A 21425-nucleotide genomic window follows, 5' to 3' on the forward strand; every position below is an offset into this window, starting at 1 on the left:
CGTTATTCCCCGGCATCGGGCCGCAGCTGACGCGGCAGCTGATGAGCTACGGGGCTCGGCCAAAAACGTGCTGATGCTGCCCCCGGGCAAGCTGCGCAAGATTCCCGGCGTGGGCCCGACGACGGTGGCCACGCTGACCGGCGGGGAACGAACTACCGCCCTGAAAAAAGCTGAAGACGCATTGCGCAAGGCCGAAAAGGACGGGGTGCAGCTCTTGTTCTACACCAGTAAACGGTATCCGAGCCGGCTCAAAACCATTCCCGACGCGCCCGTGCTGCTCTACTACCAGGGCACGGCCGACCTGAACCAGCCCAAAACCATCGGCATCGTGGGCACGCGCAAGGCCACCGACTACGGCCGGGAGCAAACCGAACGGCTGGTAAAAGGCTTTGTAAACCACCGTCCGCTGGTCATCAGCGGTCTGGCCTACGGCATCGACATTGCCGCCCACCGCGCCGCCTTGCAGGAAGGGCTGGAAACGGTGGGCGTTATGGCGACGGGCCTGGACGTGCTCTACCCGGCGGCCCACCGCAAAACAGCCGAGAAAATGCTGACCCAGGGCGGCCTGCTCACCGAGTTTGCCTTCGGCACCCAGCCCGACCGCTACAACTTCCCGGCGCGGAACCGCATTATAGCCGGCTTGTCGGATGGCACGGTGGTCGTGGAAGCGGCCCGCAAAGGTGGGGCGCTAATAACGGCCGAAATTGCCCTGAGCTACAACAAGGACGTGCTGGCTATTCCCGGCAACCTGGGCAGCGCGGCTTCCGAAGGCTGCAACGACCTGATTAAAGCCAACAAAGCTGCCCTCTACGGCGAGCCGGCCGACCTGGAACAACTGCTCAACTGGGACGCGGCCCTGCACCAGAGCGGCAAGTTCAAGCCCACGCCCACCTACGACCCGGCCGACTTCACGCCCGAAGAGTGTCGGCTGCTGGAAGTGCTGCTGGTGAGCAAGGAAGAGCAGATGGACAACCTGAGCTGGAAAGCCCAGTTGCCGGTGAATAAAGTGGCCACGCTGCTGCTGGGCCTAGAGTTTCGGGGCGTGGTGAAGGCCCTACCGGGTAAGAAATTCGTGCTGGTATAACTTCCTGTCATCACCCTACTCAGTTCTTCCACTAACCCTTTCCCTATGATTAAATTCCGACTCCTTTTCACTGGCATCATTTTATTTGGAGGTTGTTGGCCGGCGGCGCTGGCCCAGCAGGCCGACGCAGGCTTTGCTCCCGCCAGCGTGTACGCCCCGGCCGAGGTCTACTCGACCTTGGAACAGCCCGACGGCAAGCGCATCGTGTCGGGCGCTTTTCTACGGGCCAACAACGCGCCGGCGGTAAGCCTGAGCTGCTTCAACCCGGATGGCACCCTTGATGCTAACTTTCAGCGCAATCTGGGCTCTGCGGCTTATACTTATCGGGTCCGGAAGGCCAACAACGGTAAAATCTTCCTGACTTCGGCCTTCTCCGGGGAACCGGTCATTGCGGGCGGTATCACCCGCTACGAGCCGCTGCGCCTCAATGCCGACGGTACCGCCGACGCCACCTTTGACGTAGGCTCAGGCGCTGCTGCCACGGGTGAGCCGGGCTTTGTGAACGACGTGGTACCCCTACCCGACGGCCGCGTGCTGGTGGTCGGTTTTTTCGACAATTTCAACGGCACGGCCGCCAACGGCATCGTGCGCCTCACCGCCAGCGGGGCCATCGACCCCACGTTCACGCCGGGCAGCGGGGCCGAATTCGGCGACGTGCTGACGGCAGTGGCGCTGCCCAGTGGCAAAATCCTAATCGGCGGCCTTTTTTCGTCGTACGACGGGCAGCCCTGCGCCGGCGTAGCCCGCCTGAATGCCAACGGCACCTACGATCCTACCTTTACCCAGGCCCTGAACCCTACCAGCGCGACGTATAACATGGCCGTGCAGCCCGACGGCAAGGTCCTGATAGCTGGTGACGAGTTTGTCGGGGCCCAGGGTTTCCCGCTGGTACGGCTCTTACCCAATGGCACCGTGGACCCCAGCTTTGCCACGCCCACCGCGCTACCACCGGGCAGTATCAGCTCCTTTTCCGGGGACGCCATCCAGCTTCAGGCCGATGGCAAAATCGTTTATATCAGCAACCCGAACGCAACGGGAGCCACCATCCCCGGCGTAGGCCGCCTCAATGCGGACGGCACTTTCGACGCTTCCTTCCAGGTGGGAGCCGGCCCCGATAAGCAGCCCCGCACCCTGACGCTGTTGGCCAGCGGCCAGCTGCTGGTGGGCGGTGATTTTCAGGATTTCAGCGGCACCGCCGACCGGGCCCTGGCCCAGCTTTCGAGCAGCGGCGCGCTGGAACCGTCATTTTTGCCCAAACTGCAGGTACCGGGCAGTATTACCACCCTGCTGCAGCAAGCCGATGGGAAAGTGCTGGCTGGAGGCTTTTTCTCCGAAGTCAACGGGCAGCCCCTGCGGCGCTTGGCCCGCTTCACTGCCAACGGCAGCCTGGATGCCACCTTTGCCACGGCCAATTCGGGTCTGTCGGGTATCGTCGTCGACTTGGCCGTGCAGCCCGACGGCCGCATCCTGGCCGCTACCACGCAGGCTCTGCGCCGCTTTCAAGCCACCGGTGCCCCGGACAACAGCTGGTTGGGGCCTGACTTTACATACAGTGGCCTGACGCGCCTGATGCTGCAGCCTGATGGCCGCGTGCTGGTCGGCGGTAACTACATGACCAGCAACGGTACCGCAGTTGCTACTCCCCTTCTGCGGCTGCTGGCCAACGGTGCTTCCGACAATTCCTTTACGCCCACTAGTACCGGCAACAACCGGTTTTCCGGTGTGCAGACATTTGCCCTGCAGCCCGATGGAAAAATTCTGGTGGCAGGCTCGTATCGGGTAAGCAGCAGCCCTACTGCTCTTCGGGTTCTGAAGCGGCTGGAGGCTACTGGCGCTGAAGATGCCAGCTTTGCCGGTGGGGAGTTCGAGGGTGTGGGCCTGAGTGATATTCGCTTAAACCGGCTCGAACTACAGCCCGATGGCAAGGTGCTGGTCGGTGGCGCTTTTTTGGGCTATAACGGGGTAACCGTCGCCAACCTCCTTCGGGTGCAAGCCAACGGTACGCTGGACCCTGGCTTTATGGCACCTCCCACCACGGGCACCATCTACACCCTGGCGCTGCAACCCAACAACCGGATACTAGTCGGCGGGGACTTCAAAAGCACGGCCTTGCCTACTAACCTGGCCCGCCTGCAGCCGGATGGACAGGCCGACGCCTCGTTTGGCTCAACGGCCGTTCCCAACAATGCCGTGCAAGCCCTAGTGGTGCAAGCTGGCGGCGGTATTGTGGCAGGCGGGTCCTTTTCCGCCCTGGGCAGTACCTCCAGTCCAGCTTTGGGCCGCATCGTAGCACCCAACGTACTAGCGGTGGCCGCGCCCGGCACCGTAGCCGCGCAGACGCAGGTGTGGCCAGTACCCGCCCGTGGCAGCCTGCACATACTGCCCGCCGCCACGGCCCAGGCCCACACGCTGGAACTTGTGGATCAGGTGGGCCGCACGGTGCAGCAGCAGCCCTTGCGGAGTGGGCTGTCCACCACGCTGGCCCTGGAGAAGGTGGCACCCGGCATGTATCTGCTGCGCGTCGTCTATGCCGAAGGCGTCGTGACCCGCCGGGTTCAGGTGCAATAAACGGCCCCCTTACACTTGCCAGAAAAGGACGAACCAGCCGGTTCGTCCTTTTTTTATGCGGGTTGGTTGAATTTCACCTCTACCTTGCGGGGTATGCTACTGTTGAATGATGCTTTGCTCCCAACTGCCGCTCTACCCCTGCCCAACCGGGGTCTGGCTTTTGGCGACGGGTTCTTCGAGACCCTGATTTTCGCGGAAAACCGCCTGCGCTACGCCACCGAACACGTGGCCCGCATGCAGCAGGCCGCCGCGGAGCTCTATCTGATGCTGCCTGCCGCGCTGGCCTCGGCAGCAGCCCTGGAAGCTACACTGGCCCGCCTGGTTCAGGCCAACAACCTGCCCGCGGCCCGCCTGCGCCTGCAGCTCTGGCGCAGCGGCGGGGGCCGCTACACGCCTCTTACCGACACAGTAGAATGGCTGGCTACCGCCGAAGCCTTTGTCGCAGACACCTCCCCTGTGCAGCTAGCCGATTTTGCCCGGGAAACCCAGACGAATTATTCGCCCTTAAGCTTTTGCAAAGGCCCCCAGGCCTGGCTCTATGTGCGGGCGGCCCGCGAGCGGCAAAAGCGCAGCCTGGACGATATTATTCTCTGTGATGCCGCTGGCCACGTGGCCGAAGCCGGCGCCTCGGCCGTTTTCTGGGTTCGAAACAAGACGTTGTTTACCCCGAGCCTTGCCACTGGCTGCGTGGCCGGGGTACGCCGCCAGCACTTACTACACGTGGCCAGGCAGCACCATTTGCCCTACGTAGAGGGCCTGTTTACGAATCAGGATATAGCAGCAGCGGAAGCGGTATTCGTCGCTAACGTGGCCGCCATTCGGCCGGTCCTACAACTGGGGCAGACGTGTTTTGCGCTGCAGCATCCGGTAGTGGAACAGTTACTGGGCTGGGAAAAGATGGCCAGGCCGCTCTAGCGGTTCGACGTCAGGTTGCCGCAGCGTAGCCGCAGCCAGCTTTCCTCAAACTCCGCCAGGTCGGCTTCCGTGACGTTATTTACGCGCAGTATTTCGGTTCGATCCTGCTCATCACACCCCTCCAGGGCATAAAGGGCAATCCAAGCGCGATGCTTGCGGGAAAGCACGGGTGATTCGAGGGAAGACACTGGAGTACTGAACACGGAAGAAAGGAGGGCAAGTTGGCGGATACTTACGCAAGCTACGCCCTTTTGGATTTTATAAATACAATTGAACTCTCTTTAAACGTAAGCCCAGCCGTAAAATTCCCTTCGCATTAGAAATTTACCAAATAAGGCCTACCGGGTAATTCAACGCACTAACTGAATGCAGGTTACAATTCTCCCGTAATTACTTATAAAACAAGTAGACAGTAGTAGCCCGTCTTATCAAGAAGTATAATCTATGCCAAATAAATGCAAATCACATTACAACGCCTCCTTTTAGTAAAGAATTGTTGCTGCGTCAACGAGCCCTGTAGCAGATGCCCACATATGCACACATAAGCGCCCCGGCAATAAAACAGTTGCCGGGGCGCCTAGTAGCTGATAACCGGTGAATTTTAGACTGCTACAGGGGCCTTGATGGCGGGGTGCGGGTCGTAGTTCTCCAACGTAAAGTCGTCGTAGCGGAAGCTGAAGATGTCTTTCACTGCCGGGTTCAGGCGCATTTGGGGCAAAGGCCGCGGCTCCCGGGTAAGCTGCAGGCGGGCCTGCTCCAGGTGGTTGGAATACAGGTGAGTATCGCCGCCGGTCCAGATAAACTCGCCGGGCTGCAGGCCGGTTACCTGGGCCATCATGAGGGTAAGCAGAGCGTAGGAGGCAATGTTGAAGGGCACGCCCAGAAATACGTCGGCCGAACGCTGGTAGAGCTGGCAGCTGAGCTTGCCGTCGGCCACGTAGAACTGGAACAAGGCGTGACAGGGCATCAGGTGCATCTGGTCCAGCTCAGCCACGTTCCAAGCCGAAACCAGGATGCGGCGCGAATCGGGCGAGGTGGTAAGCTGGCGCACGACTTCCGAAATCTGGTCGATGTGGGAGCCGTCGGGCCGGGGCCAGTTGCGCCACTGCTTGCCGTACACCGGACCTAGGTCGCCATTCGCATCGGCCCACTCATCCCAGATCTTTACGCCGTTGTCGGTCAGATACTTAATATTCGTATCGCCCTGCAAAAACCACAGCAGCTCGTGGATAATGCTTTTCAGGTGCACCTTCTTGGTCGTAACCAGCGGAAAGCCCTTTTGCAGGTCGAAGCGCATCTGGTGGCCGAAGATGCTGAGTGTGCCGGTGCCGGTGCGGTCGGTTTTCTGGGTGCCGTGGTCGAGAATGTGGCGGACGAGGTCGAGGTACTGCTGCATGGCGCGAAAGTACGAAGCCCGCCGGATTCATGTCAGGATTTGCGCGCGGCGGGCAGCACGGCCGCCTGGGCCGACACGGCCTGCCAACGGCCATTGAGCTTGACGAACACGTCGGTAAAGCGCAGGCGCAAGGCGAAAGGCTGGCCCAGCCAGGTGCCGGTTTGCAGAAACCAGCCGGTCAGAAGCACCGTGTTTTTACCGTACTGCCGCACCCGCACGTCCTGGCTCTGAAACGGATTGACCACGGAATTGGGGTTGCTGACAGCCAGCAGCATCGTTTTTTTGTCGTTGACGCTGCCGTCGGAGGCCGTGTAAAGAAAGTCGGGCGCGAGCAGGCCGCTGATAAAGGCCGTGTCGCGGCTGACGATGGCCTCGTTCCAACGCCGCTCCAGCTGCAGCACCTGCTGGGCTACTTTAGGGTCGGGCGGGCGGGGCGCACCGCGCTGGGCGAAGGTGGCGGGCAGGGCAGGCAAGCTGGACAGAAGCAAGAGGGTGGTGCGCATGAGAAACAAAGCAAAGTGCTTGAGCAAAAACCGTTTCTGGCATCGTGAGCCCGCGAAGGAGCTAGCTAAACGACAGTTGCCACAACGACTCGTTCCAGCGTAATAAGGTCCTTCGCGGAGCTCAGGATGACAGAGTTGATAACAACGAAAAAGCCGCCCTAATGGACGGCTTTACACCTACCAGGCTCGCTTGAGCAGCCCTAGTTACTGCGCGTAAACTGCTCGATAGCCGCCCGCAGATGCGGATATTCCTGTAGTAGTGCTTCCCGCCGGCCCAGCTCGAAATCCTGGAAGTCGAAGCCGGGCGCTACCGTGCAGCTGACCAGGGCAAAGCCAGCTTCACCTTTCACCCGGGCCCCAAACCACACGTTAGCCGGAATCATGGCCTGGGGTACTTCACCCCGCTCAATGGCATTGCCGAGCGTAATGGTTACCAGCTGCTTATCCTGAATAAAAACGATTTCCAGGGCCTGGCCCTGGTGGAAAAACCACAGCTCATCCGACTGAATCCGGTGGAAATGGGACTTGTCGGCATCGGCCAGCAGGTAATGAATGGCCGTGCTGACGTTGCGAGAAGCTCCTGTTTCGGTCGTGATGCTGGTAGCGGCCCGGTATGTTTCCTTGTAGTAGCCGCCTTCCGGGTGGGGCAGCAGCTGTAATGTGTCGATAATGGTTTGGGCACTCATGAGGCAGGAAAAAAGCGGGAATTCCGTGGGACAATCTACTAGGTAGTACTCTTGTTCTCTACGCTATGAGTCTGACCATGGCAAAATCATCGGTGGGTTTCAGGCCGTAAACATGCTCCAGCGTTTTCAATTTTAAGCTCAGCATATCTGCATTTTCAACATTGGTCTTATCAGATAGTAAGAAGCTGATGGGGTCAATTATATCTGTATTATCCACCTTCTTAATTGGCGCAAACATAAATATTCCATCTGTAGCAATACTAACATCCTGGAGTGTATCAAACTCTATTTTTTGGCACTGACTTTCATACCAACTGTCGAAGTTTTCATGCAAATGAAATCCTAAATAATCCGGTTTATTATCCTGGTCAAATTCGGTAATGTAGCCATTAATACTTACTAACCCATCGCCAATTACTAAGACAATACCTTTCTGATTACTTCTGTCAAACAGCATGATAATTAAAGTGGTTAGCAATTCATTTCGCTCCAGCATGAGCTGATTTTTTACGATGTTCAGTTCCATGAACAAGCTGGCCACTACCGACTTCAGATACCCATCAACATTGATTTCTGTACTGGACTGATACAACTCCTGATACCCCTTCTCTTTGGCAATCTTGCGCAGAATTTTCCCAACCAATGTTGACACGAAGTAGCTATCCGTTGCCATTGTGCAGCCATCCATTACGGCGCACAACACCTTATCAGGGCCGATATCTCCTACAAATACGTAATCTTCGCAATGGTTCGTGTGGTATTCTCCGATTTGTAAGGCTGAATATATTTTCATACAAACAAAGATACGCTCATTAGCTATAATGACGATTTTAATAAGTAATACACCCACTACTTCTGTCAGTGGCTCCCAAGCTGCTACCTGGCACTGTTCCTAGCTATCTTTCAGTTTGATTACCTTCTGCCAGGCGCCGCTTTCGGCATAGTGCTTGATGACACTGCCCCGCTCAACCAGAAATGCGCGCAGATACTTTTCCAGCAAAAGAAAATCAACTGCCCGGCCTAGTAGCCCATACGGTGACTGAAATGTAAATACGTCCCGCATAAGCGTACCAGAACCTTGCGCGACGAAATGATGCTCATGACGCATCGACTTAAAAGCGCCCTGCTGCATTTCATCACAGAAATAAACCGGAAACTCAGCTTCCGTTATCTTGCTGGTCAGGGTTTGCCAGATGCCAAAGTGCCGGGCCCGAAAGGTGACGACGTCCCCAAGCTGCAAAACGCCGCTGCGGATTCCGCCGACTATTGACTCCTGGGTTTTCTGGGCCGAAATGGAGTGCAAATCAACGCTAAGCGCCAGCGTGTAGCAGAGCCTAGGCGACGCCTGAATGCGGGTTTCGACCTCGATGATTGCCATGAGCTGCGGCGCAAAAAGGAAGCTTGTAGTTCAAACGAAAAAGAGCCGCCACTTCTGCATAGTGGCGGCTCTTTGCAATAAGAAGCAATGCTGCTTACAGCGACTTGGAAACCGGCGTTACGGCGGCCGGGGTATTCTCGGCGGGCTTTACGGAGGCCGTTTTACCGCCTTTTTTCATGCAGCAGCTGGCGGTGCCTTTCTCGGCCATCGAGCAGGACTTCGCGCTTTTCTTGCCTTTCTTGTCGTCTTTGCCCTCGTGGGCGGAAGCGGTGCCAACAAAGGCGAGCAGGGTCAGGGCGAGCAGGACGTTTTTCATAAGGTAGATATTGAAAGCGTGAGGAAACAAAAGGCGGCGGGGCGTGGTTGGCTCCCTGGTGCCTCTAAAGTACAAAAGCGGCGGCAAAGTTCGACGCCGCCCGAGGCTGCTTTTTTGTTTGTTTGCCGCGGCCCGGAGCCGTGGCCCTAGCTCCCCGAATGCCGCTTCGCAAACTCAGTTACCTTACCCTGCTCCTGCTGTCCTTGGTGACGGCCGTGAGCATCTATTTCGTGGCCCAGCTGCGTTTCAACTATAATTTCAACGACTTCTACCCCGCTGGCGACCCGGACCTGGACTACTACGAGAAGTACTCGGCACGCTTCGGCAACGACAACGACTACGTGCTGCTGGGCCTGGAGGCGCCCCAGGGCCATTCGGTATTCGAGCCCGGGTTCCTGACCAAGGTCGATTCGCTGACGGGCTTTATCCAGCAGCGCCGGCACGTGGTGCACGTCACTTCGCCCACCAACGCTACCAACCCCGTGGTGGAAGGCTTTGGCGTGTTCAACGTGCCCTACCTCCACCCCGCAGAACCCGCCCGCCGGGCCCAGGATTCGACGCTGATATACCGCACCCCGGGCCTGGTCGACAACCTGATTGCCCGCGACGCCCGCTCGGTGACCATTCTGTTTCAGACCACGCCCAACCTGAGCAAGCCACCCGGCGACTCGCTTTTGGCGGCCGTGCGCACCGAGCTCAGCCGCCAGAGCATTGCCGAAAGCCAGTACCACCTGGCCGGCAAGATGGTGGCCCAGTCCGTGTTCGTGGACCGGCTGCAGTGGGAGCTGGTGGTGTTTATGAGCTTGTCGGTGGTGCTGGTCACGGTGCTGCTCTGGTTTACGTTCCGGACCTGGTGGGGCGTGGTCTTGCCGCTCGTGGTGGTGCTGGGCGCCATTATCTGGGGCCTGGGCCTGATGAGTGCCTGCGGGGTCAGCATCGATTTGATGACGGCCCTGCTGCCCATTATGCTCTTCGTGGTGGGCATGTCCGACACCATTCACATCATTACCCGCTACAGCACGGAGCTGGGCTACGGGGCCAGCAAAAAGGATTCGTTGCTGATTGCCTTGAAGGAGTCGGGCTTCGGCTCGGGCTTGTCGGCCCTGACAACCAGCATCGGCTTTTTCACGCTGATGACCAGCACCATCCGGCCGATTTACAACTTCGGGTTGTTTACCGGCATTGCGGTGCTGCTCACCTTTATTCTGTCCTTTACGCTACTTCCGGCCATGCTGATACTCCTGCGCAAGCCCCAGCTGCGGGTGCCCCGTGCGGAAGGCCACAGCTGGGACGGGGTGCTGGGCCGGATGTTTCGCACAGTACTGGCCCACCGCCGGCTGGTAGTGGGCCTGAGCGCCCTGATTCTGATTGGGTCGGTGGCTTCGGCTTCGCGCATCCGTATCAACTCGGCCTTGCTCGACGACCTGTCGAAAAACGACCCGGTAAAGCTGGATTTCGCCTTTTTTGAGAAGAACTTCGCCGGGGTGCGGCCCTTCGAGCTGGCCCTGGACCCGGCGCCCGGCCGCACCATCTACGATTTGCAGGTGCTGCGCGAAACAGAGGAAATCGAGCAGTATTTACAAAAAACCTATGGGCTCAACTTCGTGGCCTCGCCCGTGACCATTATTAAGTCGGTGCGCAAGGCCCTGAACGGCGGCCTGCTGGAAGAATACCGCCTGCCCGATTCCGAGGCCGAGCTGACCCAGCTGGTGCGCAAAGTGAAGCTGTTTCGCAAGAAGCCCGAGTTCCGGGCCCTGGTGCTGCCCGATGCCTCCGAGGGCCGCCTCACCGGCCGCATGCCCGACGTGGGCAGTATCCGGGCCGACGCGCTGAATGCGGAGTTGCGCCAGTTTCTGCGGCAGAACACCGACCCCAAGATCCTGACCACCCGGCTCACGGGCTCGGCCAACCTGATTGACAAAAACAACGAAAACCTCACGCTCAACATGATTACGGGCATGAGCATCGACATTGTGATGGTCACGCTCATCGTGCTGGCTTTGTTCCGCAGCCTGCGCATGACCATTGTGGTGCTGATTCCCAACCTGGTCCCGATTCTGATTGTGGCCGGCGTGATGGGCCTGGCGGGCGTGAGCATGAAGGTCAGCACCAGCATCATCTTCACCATTGCCTTCGGCATTGCTGTCGACGACACGATTCACTTTATCAGCAAGCTTAAGCTGACTCTCTTGCAGGAACCCAGCTTGTTCCGGGCCGTGCGCAAAACCTACCTGATGGCTGGCAAAGCCGTCATTGTGACCTCCCTGATTCTGGTCGGCGGCTTTAGCACCCTGATTTTCTCCTCTTTCGACGGCACCTTCTACGTGGGCCTGCTCATCGGTCTGACCCTGCTCTTTGGTGTGGTGGCCGAGTTGACTTTGCTGCCCATTCTCATCCTGTACTTCTATAAGCACAAGCCCAAGGAAATACGCCAGCCCGTACCGATGCTCACGGAGTAAGGTGAACTAGTGAGGTGGTGAAATGGTGAGTTGTCGTTCAACGACCCGTGTCATTGCGAGGCCGAAGGCCGAAGCAATCCGTCCTCTGCGCAGGTAGTCCCGCTCTTTTACCAGAAAGCCCTTTCCCGTAGCGAATAGGAAAGGGCTTTTGCTTTTCACTTCAGGTCGCTCAGCACATCTCAGAGGACGGATTGCTTCGGCTCCGCCTCGCAATGACCGGTAGTAAACCCGTCGGCGCACTCTCTAATATTCGCCTAGTAACCCCATTGCAAACCATCCGGGCGCTTCCTCGTTACTTTGCTCCATGATGAAGTGCCTTTTCTCCTTCCTGCTGTTGCTGGCAATGCTGCCGGCCCACGCTCAAACGCCGGCTCCCACGACCACCCAGCCCGACCCGCTGACGCCCCTGATTAAGGAGCGCGAGGCTTTGATCCGGCAGTACGAGGAAGCCAGCGCCCAGCGCAATGCGTTTCTGGCCGACAAGCCCTCCAAAAAGGACCTGCAGGAAGTAGTGGATGCATTGAAAGGTATTATTCGCAAGGACACCGAAATCGTAAAGGCGCTGAAGGAGTCGTCGATTCGGCGCACGGCCACCATTGTAGCCGAGAAAACCCAGGCCGAGCGCCAGGTGACGGTGGCCCGCGGCGACCAGTCGATGACCCGGGAGCGGTTCTACGACCTGGAAAACCAGATTCAGAACCTGCAGATCCGGGACAAGCAGCGCGAAAAGAAGCTGCAGGAAGCCCAGGCGGCCGCTCAGGAAGCAGCCGATGCCCGCGTAAGCCGGGAGCTGATTGCCGCCGGTCTGGCCGCCCTGAGCATCCTGCTGCTGTGGTACATCTACAAGCTGCGCGGGCAGGTGCGGCCCGCCCGCCGCGGTGCGCGCCGGTAGCCGGAACTTTGCCGAATAACTCGTTTTTATCCTCGTCTGTCATCCTGAGCACAGCGAAGGACCTACCTCAGTTGGGTGATAAACTTCATTCATTGCGCTGAAGCCTTTGGTACCTGCATAAGCACAAGGGTTTCGGGCATTGAACTAGCCTCGGCACAACATGGAGGCAGGTCCTTCGCTGTGCTCAGGATGACAGACGACAAATAATGTAAATACCACACTCCATGCTCGTTCCCGCCGCCCAATACCTGACCTACGCGGAGGCGGTGCAGCTGTATAACGAACTGCTGGAAGCCGAAATAAGCGCGCTGGTCAAGACCTGCGGCCCACCCTCCTTTCCGTTCGGCGACGGAATCTGGTACCAGCTGCTCATTGAGGAAACCGATGCGGCAGCGGCCCGGGAGCTGGTAGCACGCTTCGAGGCCCAGCGTGCCGCCGTGGCAGTGCTGCGCTGCCCGCGCTGCGGCAGCACCGACACCCAGCCGCTGGAGCAGCGTAGCTTCTGGCAGCGCCTGTATTACGCCGGTACCACGCTCTACCGCTGCGCCGGCTGCAACCGAAACTTTGCCGCCTGATGATTTTATCTACCTTATTTATAGCATCATACTTATAAATACTGAAAGCAAACCAAGACTTTTGATGCTTTGGATAGTTGTTGAGACACGGTATTTGGGCGGGTTATCCGTCTGCCGTAGTGCATCTACTTTTTACAACCACATCCAATGACTAACCAAAGCACCAACCCCGCTCCCGCCAAAACCTTTGCCCTGGGTGGCGACCTGACCGTTAACCGCATGGGCTACGGCGCCATGCGCATCACCGGCGACGGAATCTGGGGCCCGCCCCAGGACCACGACGAGTCTATCCGGGTGCTGCAGCGCGCCGTGGAGCTGGGCGTCAACTTTATTGATACGGCCGACAGCTACGGCCCCAACGTGTCGGAGGAGCTGATTGCCGAGGCTCTGCACCCCTACGCCCAGGGCCTGATTATCGGCACCAAGGGCGGCCTGCTGCGCACCGGTCCCAACCAGTGGCCCATTGACTCCAGCCCCGAACACCTTAAGGAAGCCCTGGAAGGCAGCTTGCAACGCCTGAAGCTAGACCAGATTGACCTCTACCAGCTGCACCGCGTCGACCCGAACGTGCCGTTCGAGAAAACCCTGGAGTTCCTGCAAAAGGCCCAGGAAGACGGTCTGATCAAGCATATTGGACTGTCGGAAGTAACGGTGGAGCAGATTCAGCAGGCCCAGCAGTACGTGAAAGTGGTATCGGTGCAGAACATGTACAGTGTCGACAACCGCAAGTGGGAAGCTGAGCTAGAATTCTGCGAGCAAAACGGTCTGGCCTTCATTCCGTGGTACCCGCTGGCCGGCGGCAATGAGCAGGCCCTGAGCAAGCTGGCCCAGATTGGCGACAAGTACGGCGCCAGCAAGCAGCAAGTGGCCCTGAACTGGCTCTTGCACCGCTCGCCCAACATTCTGCTGATTCCGGGCACCTCGAAAGTGAAACACCTGGAGGAAAACGTAAAGGCCGCCGACATCCAGCTTTCGGCCGAAGACATGGCCGAGCTCGAAAACTTCGGCAGCTAAACCAGCGGCGTCAGCCAACCTTAGTCCCAACCCGGTCCGTACGGAGTACTACTGCAGTGCTTCGGGCCGGGTTTTGCTTTGCCGAGCTTGTAGCTAACCTCCTATTCCTGTGTTCACCAACCGCCTACGAATGAACTACTTCCTTACGCTCAGCTTGGCACTGGGCGCCGCCCTGACCGTTCACGGCGCCAGTGCCCAACCCGCGTCAACCCCGAAATACGTTAAGACGCCAACGGGCTTTCTGCTGGTTTTGCGGCAGGGCGACAACGTGCTGCAGGAACTGGAGCAGCTGGCTACCCGGGAAAAGATTTCCGGCGCCAGCCTTACTGGCTTGGGCTTTGTGCACCCCACCTTCGGCTTCTGGAACAAGCAAACCAAAACTTACGACCCTAAATCCCTGCGCGACACCGAGCTAGCCAGCCTCACCGGCAGCATCGCCTGGAAGGATAACAAGCCCGCTCTGCACCTGCACGGCGTAGTCACCGACAATACCTTCGCGGCCTATGGCGGTCATATTCTAGCCCTGGAAGTGGGCACGGGCTCGGTGGAAATTACCGTCACGGTGCACCCGCAGCGCTTCATTCGGGAGGTCGACGAGCGAAATGGCGCCACGGTGATGAGCTGGTAAGCAGCGTAAGCGCCCCGTTTTGCGTATCAACCCTGCCTCTTAACCAGCTTTCCTATGCCTTCATCTTCCGACCTGCAACGCTTCATCACCGCCCAATCGTCTGACTACGCCACAGCCCTGGCCGAAATCAAAGCCGGGCGTAAGCGCAGCCACTGGATGTGGTACATTTTCCCCCAAATTCAGGGCCTGGGCTTTAGCGAAACTGCTAAATTTTACGCCATCCGGGACCAGCAGGAAGCCGAAGCTTACCGGCAGCACCCCGTGCTGGGGGCCCGGTTGGTGGAAATCAGCCAGGCCCTACTCGGCTTGCCCGGCGCTGATGCCAACCGCATTATGGGCAGTCCCGACGACATAAAGCTCAAGTCCTCGATGACGCTGTTTGGGGCCCTGTCCGGTGCCGACCCCGTTTTTCAGCAGGTGCTCGACAAGTTTTTCGGGGGCGCCGCCGACACTAAAACCCTGCAGCTGCTGGGACAGGCTTAAAGCCCAGGCCGGCATTTGAGCGTAGCTTTGCCCCCGCCCACTGCACCGTTCTTATGCAAACCACCTTCCCCTTCACAATATTCGCTCTACCCCCGGAAATGCGCGTGGATGATGCTCAATTCGGCATCATGGCCGACGTGGAAGCGGATCCGGCGCTGGAAGGGTATTTCTACCTGTTCGAAAAGTACGGTTTCGGCGGCGGCGGCCCGTCCTGGGAAGAGCACATCCTGACCATTCTGGAGGAAGAAGCCCCCGAGCTGCTGGAGCACATCGAGGGCTACTCCACCGACGCCCGCCTGCTGCTCTACGCCGATTCGGAGCAGACCGTACGGGCCTTTATGCGCGTTATTCAACCCATCTTCGTCGACCTGGGCAGCCTGAACAAGTACTTCAGCCAAACCGACTCCAGCGACTTTTTCGCGTGAAATGATGGCCTGGCACTCCTTCCCGCGTAAAAATTTCAACTTTTTTTCTTTGGCTACGCTGCTGCTTGCCTCCTGTGGAACAACCTTGTCCTGCGAGGAAACCGTGGCGGAACTTCGGCAAAAGCAACTCAGAATAATTATTCGGGAAAAAACCTCAGCAGGCCGAACCTTAGCCCTCAAGGGTATTGACCCAAGTAATCAACAGGCTGTTACTTACCACAAGGGAGAATGCCCCTACTTCATAGGAGCGTACCTACATGTCGGTGATACGCTGGAAAAGCAAGCTGGCCAGCCTTACTTTTTTCTAAAAAAGCAGGATCGAAACCTACGCTTCGAATTCCTGTGCAACAACGGTGAATACGCCCCTGTTGCTGTTGGCGCAGTGAAGAAAACGGAACATTTTTAAGTTAGCAGCATCCACCCGTTGCTTACCAACACGTAGGGCACCAAAGGCGCACTTTCAAGCAAGGCAGCCTAGCTCGGCGGTGAAGGCACGCCCGGACCCGAAACCTACTCAGCGTCAAGCCAGACCAAGCGGCTATAGCATCGACACACCTACAAACAGTTAACTATTGTCTCTGTGCAGCCTTGGCTACACGACAGGAAGCTAGCGACGAGGTAGTGTCAAACGGCGCAGCAGCCACACGCCGGCGGCCACTGCGGCCAGTCCCGCCACCGCTACAGCCGTCTTGGATACAGCGGGAGCCAGAGCAATTTCTGCCGGACGGCGGGCAATATCTTCTTTGCGGAACGACTGCCGCCGCAGCACCGCCAGAATCAACCGGGCCGTTTCGGCGGGCTGGTCCCACTGCGGAAAGTGGCCGCAGTTGTCGAACCAGTACAGGTCGGCGTCGGGAAATTTGGCCAAAGCCCGTGGGGCCTGCCGGGGCACGCACACCCGATCCTGCCGCCCCCAGCCAATGACGAGCGGGGCGGTAATGCTGCCCGCCGGAGCGGGCTTTTGCTTCTCGCCGTGGGCCAGGGCCTCGAGCAACTCCCCAAACACGGGGGTGTGGCCCATGGTGTACATTTCATCCTGGGCCTGGTCGGCATCCAGCGCCCAGGGCCGGGCCGAAAACTGCGGCAGAAGGGCCGTGCGCCCCACAGCCGTGCTCATTAGGGCGGGCATCACGGGCTGCAGAGCCTCCACCAGCTTCTGCGACACGGCCACGGACTGGTAGAAAAACGGCACCTCCCAGCCTTCCCAAAACCCGCCGGGGTCCAGGGACACCACGGCGCCTACCACCCCACCGCGGCGGGCCAGCTCCAGCACCAGTCGGGCGCCCATGGAGCTACCTACCGCGTCGATGCCCAGCAGGTTGTGCTCGGTCAGAAAGTCGGTCAGTGCGTCGGCCAGGGTGCTAATGGTGTGGGGCCCGGCCAGCGGTGCCGAGGCCCCGTGCCCGGGCAGGTCCACGGCAATAACGTCGTGCTCGGCAACCAGCGCGTCGATAATCGGATTCCAGGAGCGCCAGCTGCCGCCGATACCGTGAACCAAAAGAAGGGCCCGGCCGGTGCCGCGCCGACTGTAGTGCAATGCCATAGCAACAGGTATGAGTGGCCGCCAAGCCGGTTATGCAAGCGGGCTGCGACTGGGTGAGGTCAGGAATAACGGGTTAGCAAGGTTTCCGCTCCGGCTCCCGCGCAACGCAGAACCCGAAGGGAATACCTACCCATACGCCGCTGTGAACCGGGGGTTGGCAACGCCCATCAGCAGAACCGGCGGATAAAAAAATATGCAAAGAATTAGTAGCCCCGGAAACTTGCTAGCTTCCCGGCATGATGGAGCACTTCACCCAGCTGTATCCTTTCGGACGGCTTCGGTATTCCCAAAGCACTTTTCCGGAACTGGTCACCGATACCGAAGTGCACCGCATTAACTTTCGTGGCAAACGCAGCTTCCGGCTGCAACGCGGGAGTTGCGGCGCGGTGTCTTTCCATCAGGAGCACCCGCTGCTGGGCAATGCCCAAGGGCCCCTTACCACCCTGCTGGCCCGAGCTACCCGGCACTACCTGACGGCTCCCGCTGCCCTGCTGGCCGCCATCCGTCAGGAACTCCAAACCCAGGCCGGCGAGTGGTACGACTTCCCCGCGGCGGCCCACACCATGTGGTGGAAGCGGCTGCACGCTCACAACATACGGACCGACCTGCCGCGCACCGGCGGCCTTATTCTGAGCGGTGTGCCCATTCCGGTGGCCCAGGCCGTGGCCGACATCTGCGCCCACTACGGGGTAGAAACTTACGGGCACGAGCCGCCGATCCGGATTTCAGCAACGCCCCCTGATCGGCTCCTGCTCATTGGCCGCAGCCACGTCATTGCCCGCGAGTTTTTCGTCAGTACGCTCTGCGGCGGGGCACTTGGCAAACGGACCCGGGTTCGGCGCGGCCCTCAAAAGCTGAGCTCTTCGGGCATGGAATAGTGCTTGAAGGCAGCAATGCTTAGCGGAAAGCCTCTATCTTGGCTCCGGGCAGTCCACCTCAATACAACCGGCTGCCCACCGAAAATCAATGAAAGTTTTTGCCTGGATTCTCGGGGTTAGCTTACTGCTGGCCCTACCTTTTCAAAGTGAGGCCCAAGCTCGGAAACGCCCCCGGGCCCGAACCCGTACCGCGGCCCCAGCCGCCGCGGCCACCCCGGCCCAGCTCTACCAGACGGCCTACCAGCATATTCTGCGCAGCCCGGAGTTTGAGGAATTTCGCCAGCCCTGCGTGGCCGTGTTCGACAGCCTGGTTTTTCAGGACCTTGTCACCTTCAACGAAGCGCTGCGGACTGAATGGAATTTTCCCCAGACCTTTCCCCAGGTACAGCTGCTGGATTCCCTGTTTCGCGTGGATGAGCGCACCTCGCACAAGCCCTTGTATTCGCCCCTGGCCGCGAAGCTGACCACCGCTTCCGGTGCCGGCAAAGGCTGCAGCGTGGTGCTTTTCTCCCGGCTAAGCAAAAACATGCTACTGGCGGAGGTCAGCACCAATGCGGAAGGGGGCGCCCGGGTGCGGGATGTTCTGTCCTCGACAACTAAAACCGTGCGCTATCTGCTCCTGTTTAGCCCCGACGGCAAGGTGAAGCGGTATTATACCAAGGTGCTGAACTACGAATAAAGCGGTGCGTCAGGAATGGGGCCAGAGTGTAAGTAACACTGCTAACTGATTGAGCTGGTTTTAGGAGAAGCACTGCTCAGCCGTTGCTCCAGCCTTAACTATCCGCTTTTCTTCAGCAGCTGCGGCAGTCTAAGATGCTGCAGGAACAAAGAGAAGCGGCTTTATTGACGCAGCTACTGCGGGCGACAGGAGCCCAACTTTAAAGTCTACCGCCGTGAACAAGGCTTTTGGAATAGCTATTTGCCTTTTGCTACTATCCGCTCCCAGCTTTGCGCAGGCTCCTTCTGCTGTACCAGCCAAACTTTACCAGACAGCCTACCGCCACATTCTTGACAGCCCAGATCTGAAAAAGTGGCAACGCTCCTGCGTAATAGTGTTTGACAGCCTTGTAGCGCCAGATCAAGCAGCTTTTTTTGAGGCCTTGGACCCCGCTCAGCACTATGCCCGGACCCGGCAGGAGAGTCGCCTCATTGACTCTTTATCAAGGGCAGCCTGGCATAAACCCATTTACTCATCTCTAGCTGCCACACTTACCCCCGGCTCCCAGGCAACCAGGGGCTGCCTAATTATTATGTTTTCTCGGCTGCATAACAACATGCTCCAAGCTGAAATAAGCGACTTGGATGAGGGGCCGCTAACCTACCGGAATGTGCTTACCACCTTCGACCAATCGGATAAATATTTATTTGTCTTCAGCCCGGATGGCAAAATAGCGCGGGTCTACAACCAGCATAGCGATTATAACTGATGAGGGGCTCAACTGCTGGTATTCAAAAAACTCCCCGACCTTCGGCCACCATTTTGCCGTTTCCGTTGTTATAGCGGACTTCATAACGACTACCCTTTTGTCTGAACAACCCACGTATACCGACCCTTACGCCATCGAGAAAGAGCTGCGTAAGGTGCAGGCCCTCATGAAGCTCGAGCAGAAAGAGGACCTCGAACAGTTTAAAATCAAGAGTGCCCAGGCCACCATTGCCGAGCGTCAGAAGCGCGGCCTGACCTGGTACCCGGTTAAAATCACCCAGGAAGAAATTGGCTTTGGCGGCAAGCTGGTGCTGGAAATCGAGCGGCCCGCGGGCCAGGGCGGCCTGCACCTGTTTCAGGTCGGCAAAAACGCGGCTTTGTTTGGCAACATCCCCGGCCGCGCCGCTTCCGACCGCCCCACGCTCTCGGGCGTGATTACCAGCGTGAAGCGCAATAAAATTCTGCTGGCCACCAACAAGGAAGACCTGCCCGACTGGGTCGACGACGGCAAGCTGGGCGTGGACCTGACCTTTGATGAGGTAAGCTACCGGGAAATGGAGCACGCCCTGGGCAAGGTGATGGGCGCCTACGAAAGCCGCCTGGCCGAGCTGCGCGACGTGCTGCTGGGTGCCAAGCCCGCCCGCTACCGCGACGAATCGGAAGCTACACTCTACTACCCTTCGCCCCTGAATGAGTCGCAGCTGGCGGCCGTGCGCCACGTGCTGGCGGCCAAGGACGTGGCCATTATTCACGGCCCGCCCGGCACCGGCAAAACTACCACGCTGGTGCAGGCCATTCTGGAAACCATCCGGCGCGAGCGGCGGGTGCTGGTATGCGCGCCCTCGAATACGGCCGTGGACCTGCTGACCGAAAAGCTGGCTGAGCGGGGCGTCAACGTGATTCGCATGGGCAACCCCTCGCGCGTGTCGGACCTGCTTTTGCACCACACGCTCGACGCCCAGATTATGGAGCACAAGAGCTACGGGGAGCTGAAAAGCATGCGCCAGACCGCCGAGCAGTACCGCGAGCAGGCCGGCAAGTTTAAGCGTCACTTCGGCTGGGAGGAGCGCGAGCAGCGCCGCCTGCTTAAGGAAATGGCCCACCAGATGTTGCAGGACTCCGACAACCTGGAGCGCTACATCACCGAGGACTTGCTCGACAAAGTGCAGGTCATTACCTGTACCCTCGTGGGCGCCTCGAACCGCGCTATTCGCCACCTGACCTACGAAACCGTGTTTATCGATGAGGCGGCCCAGGCCCTGGAGCCCGGCTGCTGGATTCCGATAACCAAGGGCAACCGTGTGGTGCTGGCCGGCGACCATCAGCAGCTGCCGCCCACGGTGAAAAGTGAGCAGGCCGCCCGGGAAGGCTTGCGGGAAACCTTGTTCGAAAAGTGCATCAAGCGCCAGCCCGACTCGGCCCGCATGCTGGAAGTGCAGTACCGCATGCACGAGCAGATCATGGAGTTTAGCTCCGAGCAATTCTACGAAGGCCGCCTGAAAGCCGCACCCAGCGTGGCCCACGCCGACTTGCCCGACTACGACCTGCGCTTTGCCCCCGACCTGCCGGTGGAGTTTCTCGACACTGCCGGCTTTGGCTTCCAGGAGTTGGGTATCGAGGAAAGCCGCTCTATTGCCAACCCCGAAGAGGCCGACCTACTGCTCAAGCGCCTTTCCCAACTGCTAGAGGTGTACGACGCGGCCGACCACGAAAACGACCTGCTCACCATCGGTGTTATTGCCCCCTACCGCGCCCAGATCAACTACCTCAAGGACGCGGTGGAAGACAACGACGAGCTGGTGGGCCTCATGGAGCACCGCATGCTCAGCATCGGCACCGTCGACTCGTTTCAGGGCCAGGAGCGCGACATTATTGCCATCAGCCTCACCCGCAGCAACGCCCAGAGCGAAATCGGCTTTCTCTCGGACATTCGCCGCATGAACGTGGGCATGACCCGAGCCCGCCGCAAGCTGCTCATCGTCGGCGACTCCTCGACGCTCGGCTCCCACCCCTTCTACAAAGCCTTCCTGGACTACGTGGAAAGCATCGGGGCCTACCGCACGGCTTGGGAATTGCAGTAATAAACCACGTGTCCTTGCGAGCAGAGCGAAGCAATCCTTCCTCTGCGCAGTACGAAATGACCTTTTACCAGAAAGCCCTAATACCTGCTCAGGAGTTAGGGCTTTTCACTTAAGGTCGCTCAGCACATTTCAGAGGACGGATTGCCACGGCTGCGCCTCGCAATGACCCGTAGTT

23 protein-coding genes are annotated in these 21425 nt (G+C 58.9%); 15 read left to right on the top strand and 8 right to left on the bottom strand.

What is annotated here, in order from left to right:
• Positions 1–73: 73 nt before the first annotated feature.
• The 3 genes from dprA to MUN79_RS20585 all read left to right on the top strand — a co-directional run bounded on the left by dprA (position 74) and on the right by MUN79_RS20585 (position 4567).
• Positions 74–1084 (top strand): DNA-processing protein DprA, encoded by a 1011-nt coding sequence (dprA, locus tag MUN79_RS20575; protein ID WP_311136537.1) that lies wholly within the window; start codon positions 74–76, stop codon positions 1082–1084.
• 45 nt (positions 1085–1129) lie between these two features.
• Positions 1130–3652 carry a T9SS type A sorting domain-containing protein gene (locus MUN79_RS20580; protein ID WP_244674456.1) on the top strand — a complete coding sequence of 841 codons (2523 nt, stop codon included), beginning with the start codon at positions 1130–1132 and terminating at the stop codon, positions 3650–3652.
• Between the two features lie 93 nt (positions 3653–3745).
• Positions 3746–4567 carry an aminotransferase class IV gene (locus MUN79_RS20585; protein WP_244674457.1) on the top strand — a complete coding sequence of 274 codons (822 nt, stop codon included), beginning with the start codon at positions 3746–3748 and terminating at the stop codon, positions 4565–4567.
• Here MUN79_RS20585 and MUN79_RS20590 read toward each other — a convergent pair.
• From MUN79_RS20590 to MUN79_RS20620, 7 genes are all read right to left on the bottom strand, one after another.
• A complete protein-coding gene (locus MUN79_RS20590) occupies positions 4564–4755 on the bottom strand; it encodes a hypothetical protein (protein ID WP_244674458.1) in 192 nt (63 codons plus the stop codon). The genes MUN79_RS20585 and MUN79_RS20590 overlap by 4 nt on opposite strands.
• A 413-nt stretch (positions 4756–5168) precedes the next feature.
• Complete coding sequence (locus tag MUN79_RS20595) at positions 5169–5963, bottom strand: thymidylate synthase (protein WP_244674459.1); 795 nt, start codon at positions 5961–5963, stop codon at positions 5169–5171.
• Positions 5964–5995: 32 nt separating this feature from the next.
• On the bottom strand, positions 5996–6466 hold the full coding sequence (locus MUN79_RS20600) for a nuclear transport factor 2 family protein (protein WP_244674460.1): 471 nt from the start codon (positions 6464–6466) through the stop codon (positions 5996–5998).
• A 200-nt stretch (positions 6467–6666) separates the two neighbouring features.
• Positions 6667–7152: a cupin domain-containing protein gene (locus MUN79_RS20605; protein ID WP_244674461.1), complete on the bottom strand. Its 486-nt coding sequence runs from the start codon at positions 7150–7152 to the stop codon at positions 6667–6669.
• A gap of 58 nt (positions 7153–7210) precedes the next feature.
• Positions 7211–7945, bottom strand: coding sequence for a protein phosphatase 2C domain-containing protein (locus MUN79_RS20610; RefSeq protein WP_244674462.1), 735 nt, complete (start codon positions 7943–7945; stop codon positions 7211–7213).
• 99 nt (positions 7946–8044) lie between these two features.
• Entirely contained in the window at positions 8045–8530 is a 486-nt protein-coding gene (locus tag MUN79_RS20615; RefSeq protein ID WP_244674463.1) for an SRPBCC family protein, read from the bottom strand.
• Between the two features lie 94 nt (positions 8531–8624).
• Positions 8625–8846 carry a hypothetical protein gene (locus tag MUN79_RS20620; protein WP_244674464.1) on the bottom strand — a complete coding sequence of 74 codons (222 nt, stop codon included), beginning with the start codon at positions 8844–8846 and terminating at the stop codon, positions 8625–8627.
• Between the two features lie 158 nt (positions 8847–9004).
• On the opposite strand from MUN79_RS20620, the gene MUN79_RS20625 reads away from it, so the two are divergent.
• The 8 genes from MUN79_RS20625 (at position 9005) to MUN79_RS20660 (ending at position 15728) form a co-directional block, all read left to right on the top strand.
• Complete coding sequence (locus MUN79_RS20625) at positions 9005–11305, top strand: efflux RND transporter permease subunit (RefSeq protein ID WP_244674465.1); 2301 nt, start codon at positions 9005–9007, stop codon at positions 11303–11305.
• Positions 11306–11609: 304 nt separating this feature from the next.
• Positions 11610–12197, top strand: a complete 588-nt coding sequence (locus MUN79_RS20630) for a hypothetical protein (protein WP_244674466.1) — start codon at positions 11610–11612, stop codon at positions 12195–12197.
• Between the two features lie 224 nt (positions 12198–12421).
• Positions 12422–12772, top strand: coding sequence for a hypothetical protein (locus MUN79_RS20635; RefSeq protein WP_244674467.1), 351 nt, complete (start codon positions 12422–12424; stop codon positions 12770–12772).
• Between the two features lie 147 nt (positions 12773–12919).
• Positions 12920–13786, top strand: coding sequence for an aldo/keto reductase (locus MUN79_RS20640; protein WP_244674468.1), 867 nt, complete (start codon positions 12920–12922; stop codon positions 13784–13786).
• Between the two features lie 130 nt (positions 13787–13916).
• A complete protein-coding gene (locus MUN79_RS20645; RefSeq protein WP_244674469.1) occupies positions 13917–14414 on the top strand; it encodes a PPC domain-containing DNA-binding protein in 498 nt (165 codons plus the stop codon).
• 54 nt (positions 14415–14468) lie between these two features.
• A complete protein-coding gene (locus tag MUN79_RS20650; RefSeq protein ID WP_244674470.1) occupies positions 14469–14897 on the top strand; it encodes a DUF1810 domain-containing protein in 429 nt (142 codons plus the stop codon).
• Positions 14898–14950: 53 nt separating this feature from the next.
• The gene (locus MUN79_RS20655) at positions 14951–15322 is read left to right on the top strand and encodes a hypothetical protein (protein ID WP_244674471.1); all 372 of its coding nucleotides are present in this window, start codon (positions 14951–14953) and stop codon (positions 15320–15322) included.
• 1 nt (position 15323) lies between these two features.
• Positions 15324–15728, top strand: coding sequence for a hypothetical protein (locus MUN79_RS20660; RefSeq protein ID WP_244674472.1), 405 nt, complete (start codon positions 15324–15326; stop codon positions 15726–15728).
• 201 nt (positions 15729–15929) lie between these two features.
• Here the strand turns inward: MUN79_RS20660 and MUN79_RS20665 are convergent, their stop codons facing one another.
• Positions 15930–16865, bottom strand: a complete 936-nt coding sequence (locus MUN79_RS20665) for an alpha/beta fold hydrolase (protein ID WP_244674473.1) — start codon at positions 16863–16865, stop codon at positions 15930–15932.
• 236 nt (positions 16866–17101) lie between these two features.
• Here MUN79_RS20665 and MUN79_RS20670 point away from each other — a divergent pair, with 236 nt between their 5' ends.
• From MUN79_RS20670 to MUN79_RS20685, 4 genes are all read left to right on the top strand, one after another.
• Positions 17102–17743: a hypothetical protein gene (locus MUN79_RS20670; RefSeq protein WP_244674474.1), complete on the top strand. Its 642-nt coding sequence runs from the start codon at positions 17102–17104 to the stop codon at positions 17741–17743.
• Between the two features lie 88 nt (positions 17744–17831).
• Positions 17832–18422, top strand: coding sequence for a hypothetical protein (locus MUN79_RS20675; RefSeq protein WP_244674475.1), 591 nt, complete (start codon positions 17832–17834; stop codon positions 18420–18422).
• A 214-nt stretch (positions 18423–18636) separates the two neighbouring features.
• Positions 18637–19170 carry a hypothetical protein gene (locus tag MUN79_RS20680; RefSeq protein ID WP_244674476.1) on the top strand — a complete coding sequence of 178 codons (534 nt, stop codon included), beginning with the start codon at positions 18637–18639 and terminating at the stop codon, positions 19168–19170.
• Between the two features lie 97 nt (positions 19171–19267).
• Positions 19268–21250 (top strand): AAA domain-containing protein, encoded by a 1983-nt coding sequence (locus MUN79_RS20685; RefSeq protein WP_244674477.1) that lies wholly within the window; start codon positions 19268–19270, stop codon positions 21248–21250.
• Positions 21251–21425: the final 175 nt, after the last annotated feature.

The organism is Hymenobacter cellulosilyticus (genome assembly GCF_022919215.1).
In the GTDB taxonomy this organism is placed as follows: domain Bacteria; phylum Bacteroidota; class Bacteroidia; order Cytophagales; family Hymenobacteraceae; genus Hymenobacter; species Hymenobacter cellulosilyticus.

Excerpts from the sequence above, each read along its gene's own strand:
- dprA (WP_311136537.1), top strand. The coding sequence starts at position 74 with ATGCTGCCCCCGGGCAAGCTGCGCAAGATTCCCGGCGTGGGCCCGACG.
- MUN79_RS20580 (WP_244674456.1), top strand. The coding sequence starts at position 1,130 with ATGATTAAATTCCGACTCCTTTTCACTGGCATCATTTTATTTGGAGGT.
- MUN79_RS20585 (WP_244674457.1), top strand. The coding sequence starts at position 3,746 with ATGCTACTGTTGAATGATGCTTTGCTCCCAACTGCCGCTCTACCCCTG.
- MUN79_RS20595 (WP_244674459.1), bottom strand. The coding sequence starts at position 5,963 with ATGCAGCAGTACCTCGACCTCGTCCGCCACATTCTCGACCACGGCACC.
- MUN79_RS20600 (WP_244674460.1), bottom strand. The coding sequence starts at position 6,466 with ATGCGCACCACCCTCTTGCTTCTGTCCAGCTTGCCTGCCCTGCCCGCC.
- MUN79_RS20605 (WP_244674461.1), bottom strand. The coding sequence starts at position 7,152 with ATGAGTGCCCAAACCATTATCGACACATTACAGCTGCTGCCCCACCCG.
- MUN79_RS20610 (WP_244674462.1), bottom strand. The coding sequence starts at position 7,945 with ATGAAAATATATTCAGCCTTACAAATCGGAGAATACCACACGAACCAT.
- MUN79_RS20615 (WP_244674463.1), bottom strand. The coding sequence starts at position 8,530 with ATGGCAATCATCGAGGTCGAAACCCGCATTCAGGCGTCGCCTAGGCTC.
- MUN79_RS20620 (WP_244674464.1), bottom strand. The coding sequence starts at position 8,846 with ATGAAAAACGTCCTGCTCGCCCTGACCCTGCTCGCCTTTGTTGGCACC.
- MUN79_RS20625 (WP_244674465.1), top strand. The coding sequence starts at position 9,005 with ATGCCGCTTCGCAAACTCAGTTACCTTACCCTGCTCCTGCTGTCCTTG.
- MUN79_RS20630 (WP_244674466.1), top strand. The coding sequence starts at position 11,610 with ATGATGAAGTGCCTTTTCTCCTTCCTGCTGTTGCTGGCAATGCTGCCG.
- MUN79_RS20635 (WP_244674467.1), top strand. The coding sequence starts at position 12,422 with ATGCTCGTTCCCGCCGCCCAATACCTGACCTACGCGGAGGCGGTGCAG.
- MUN79_RS20640 (WP_244674468.1), top strand. The coding sequence starts at position 12,920 with ATGACTAACCAAAGCACCAACCCCGCTCCCGCCAAAACCTTTGCCCTG.
- MUN79_RS20645 (WP_244674469.1), top strand. The coding sequence starts at position 13,917 with ATGAACTACTTCCTTACGCTCAGCTTGGCACTGGGCGCCGCCCTGACC.
- MUN79_RS20650 (WP_244674470.1), top strand. The coding sequence starts at position 14,469 with ATGCCTTCATCTTCCGACCTGCAACGCTTCATCACCGCCCAATCGTCT.
- MUN79_RS20655 (WP_244674471.1), top strand. The coding sequence starts at position 14,951 with ATGCAAACCACCTTCCCCTTCACAATATTCGCTCTACCCCCGGAAATG.
- MUN79_RS20660 (WP_244674472.1), top strand. The coding sequence starts at position 15,324 with ATGATGGCCTGGCACTCCTTCCCGCGTAAAAATTTCAACTTTTTTTCT.
- MUN79_RS20665 (WP_244674473.1), bottom strand. The coding sequence starts at position 16,865 with ATGGCATTGCACTACAGTCGGCGCGGCACCGGCCGGGCCCTTCTTTTG.
- MUN79_RS20670 (WP_244674474.1), top strand. The coding sequence starts at position 17,102 with ATGATGGAGCACTTCACCCAGCTGTATCCTTTCGGACGGCTTCGGTAT.
- MUN79_RS20675 (WP_244674475.1), top strand. The coding sequence starts at position 17,832 with ATGAAAGTTTTTGCCTGGATTCTCGGGGTTAGCTTACTGCTGGCCCTA.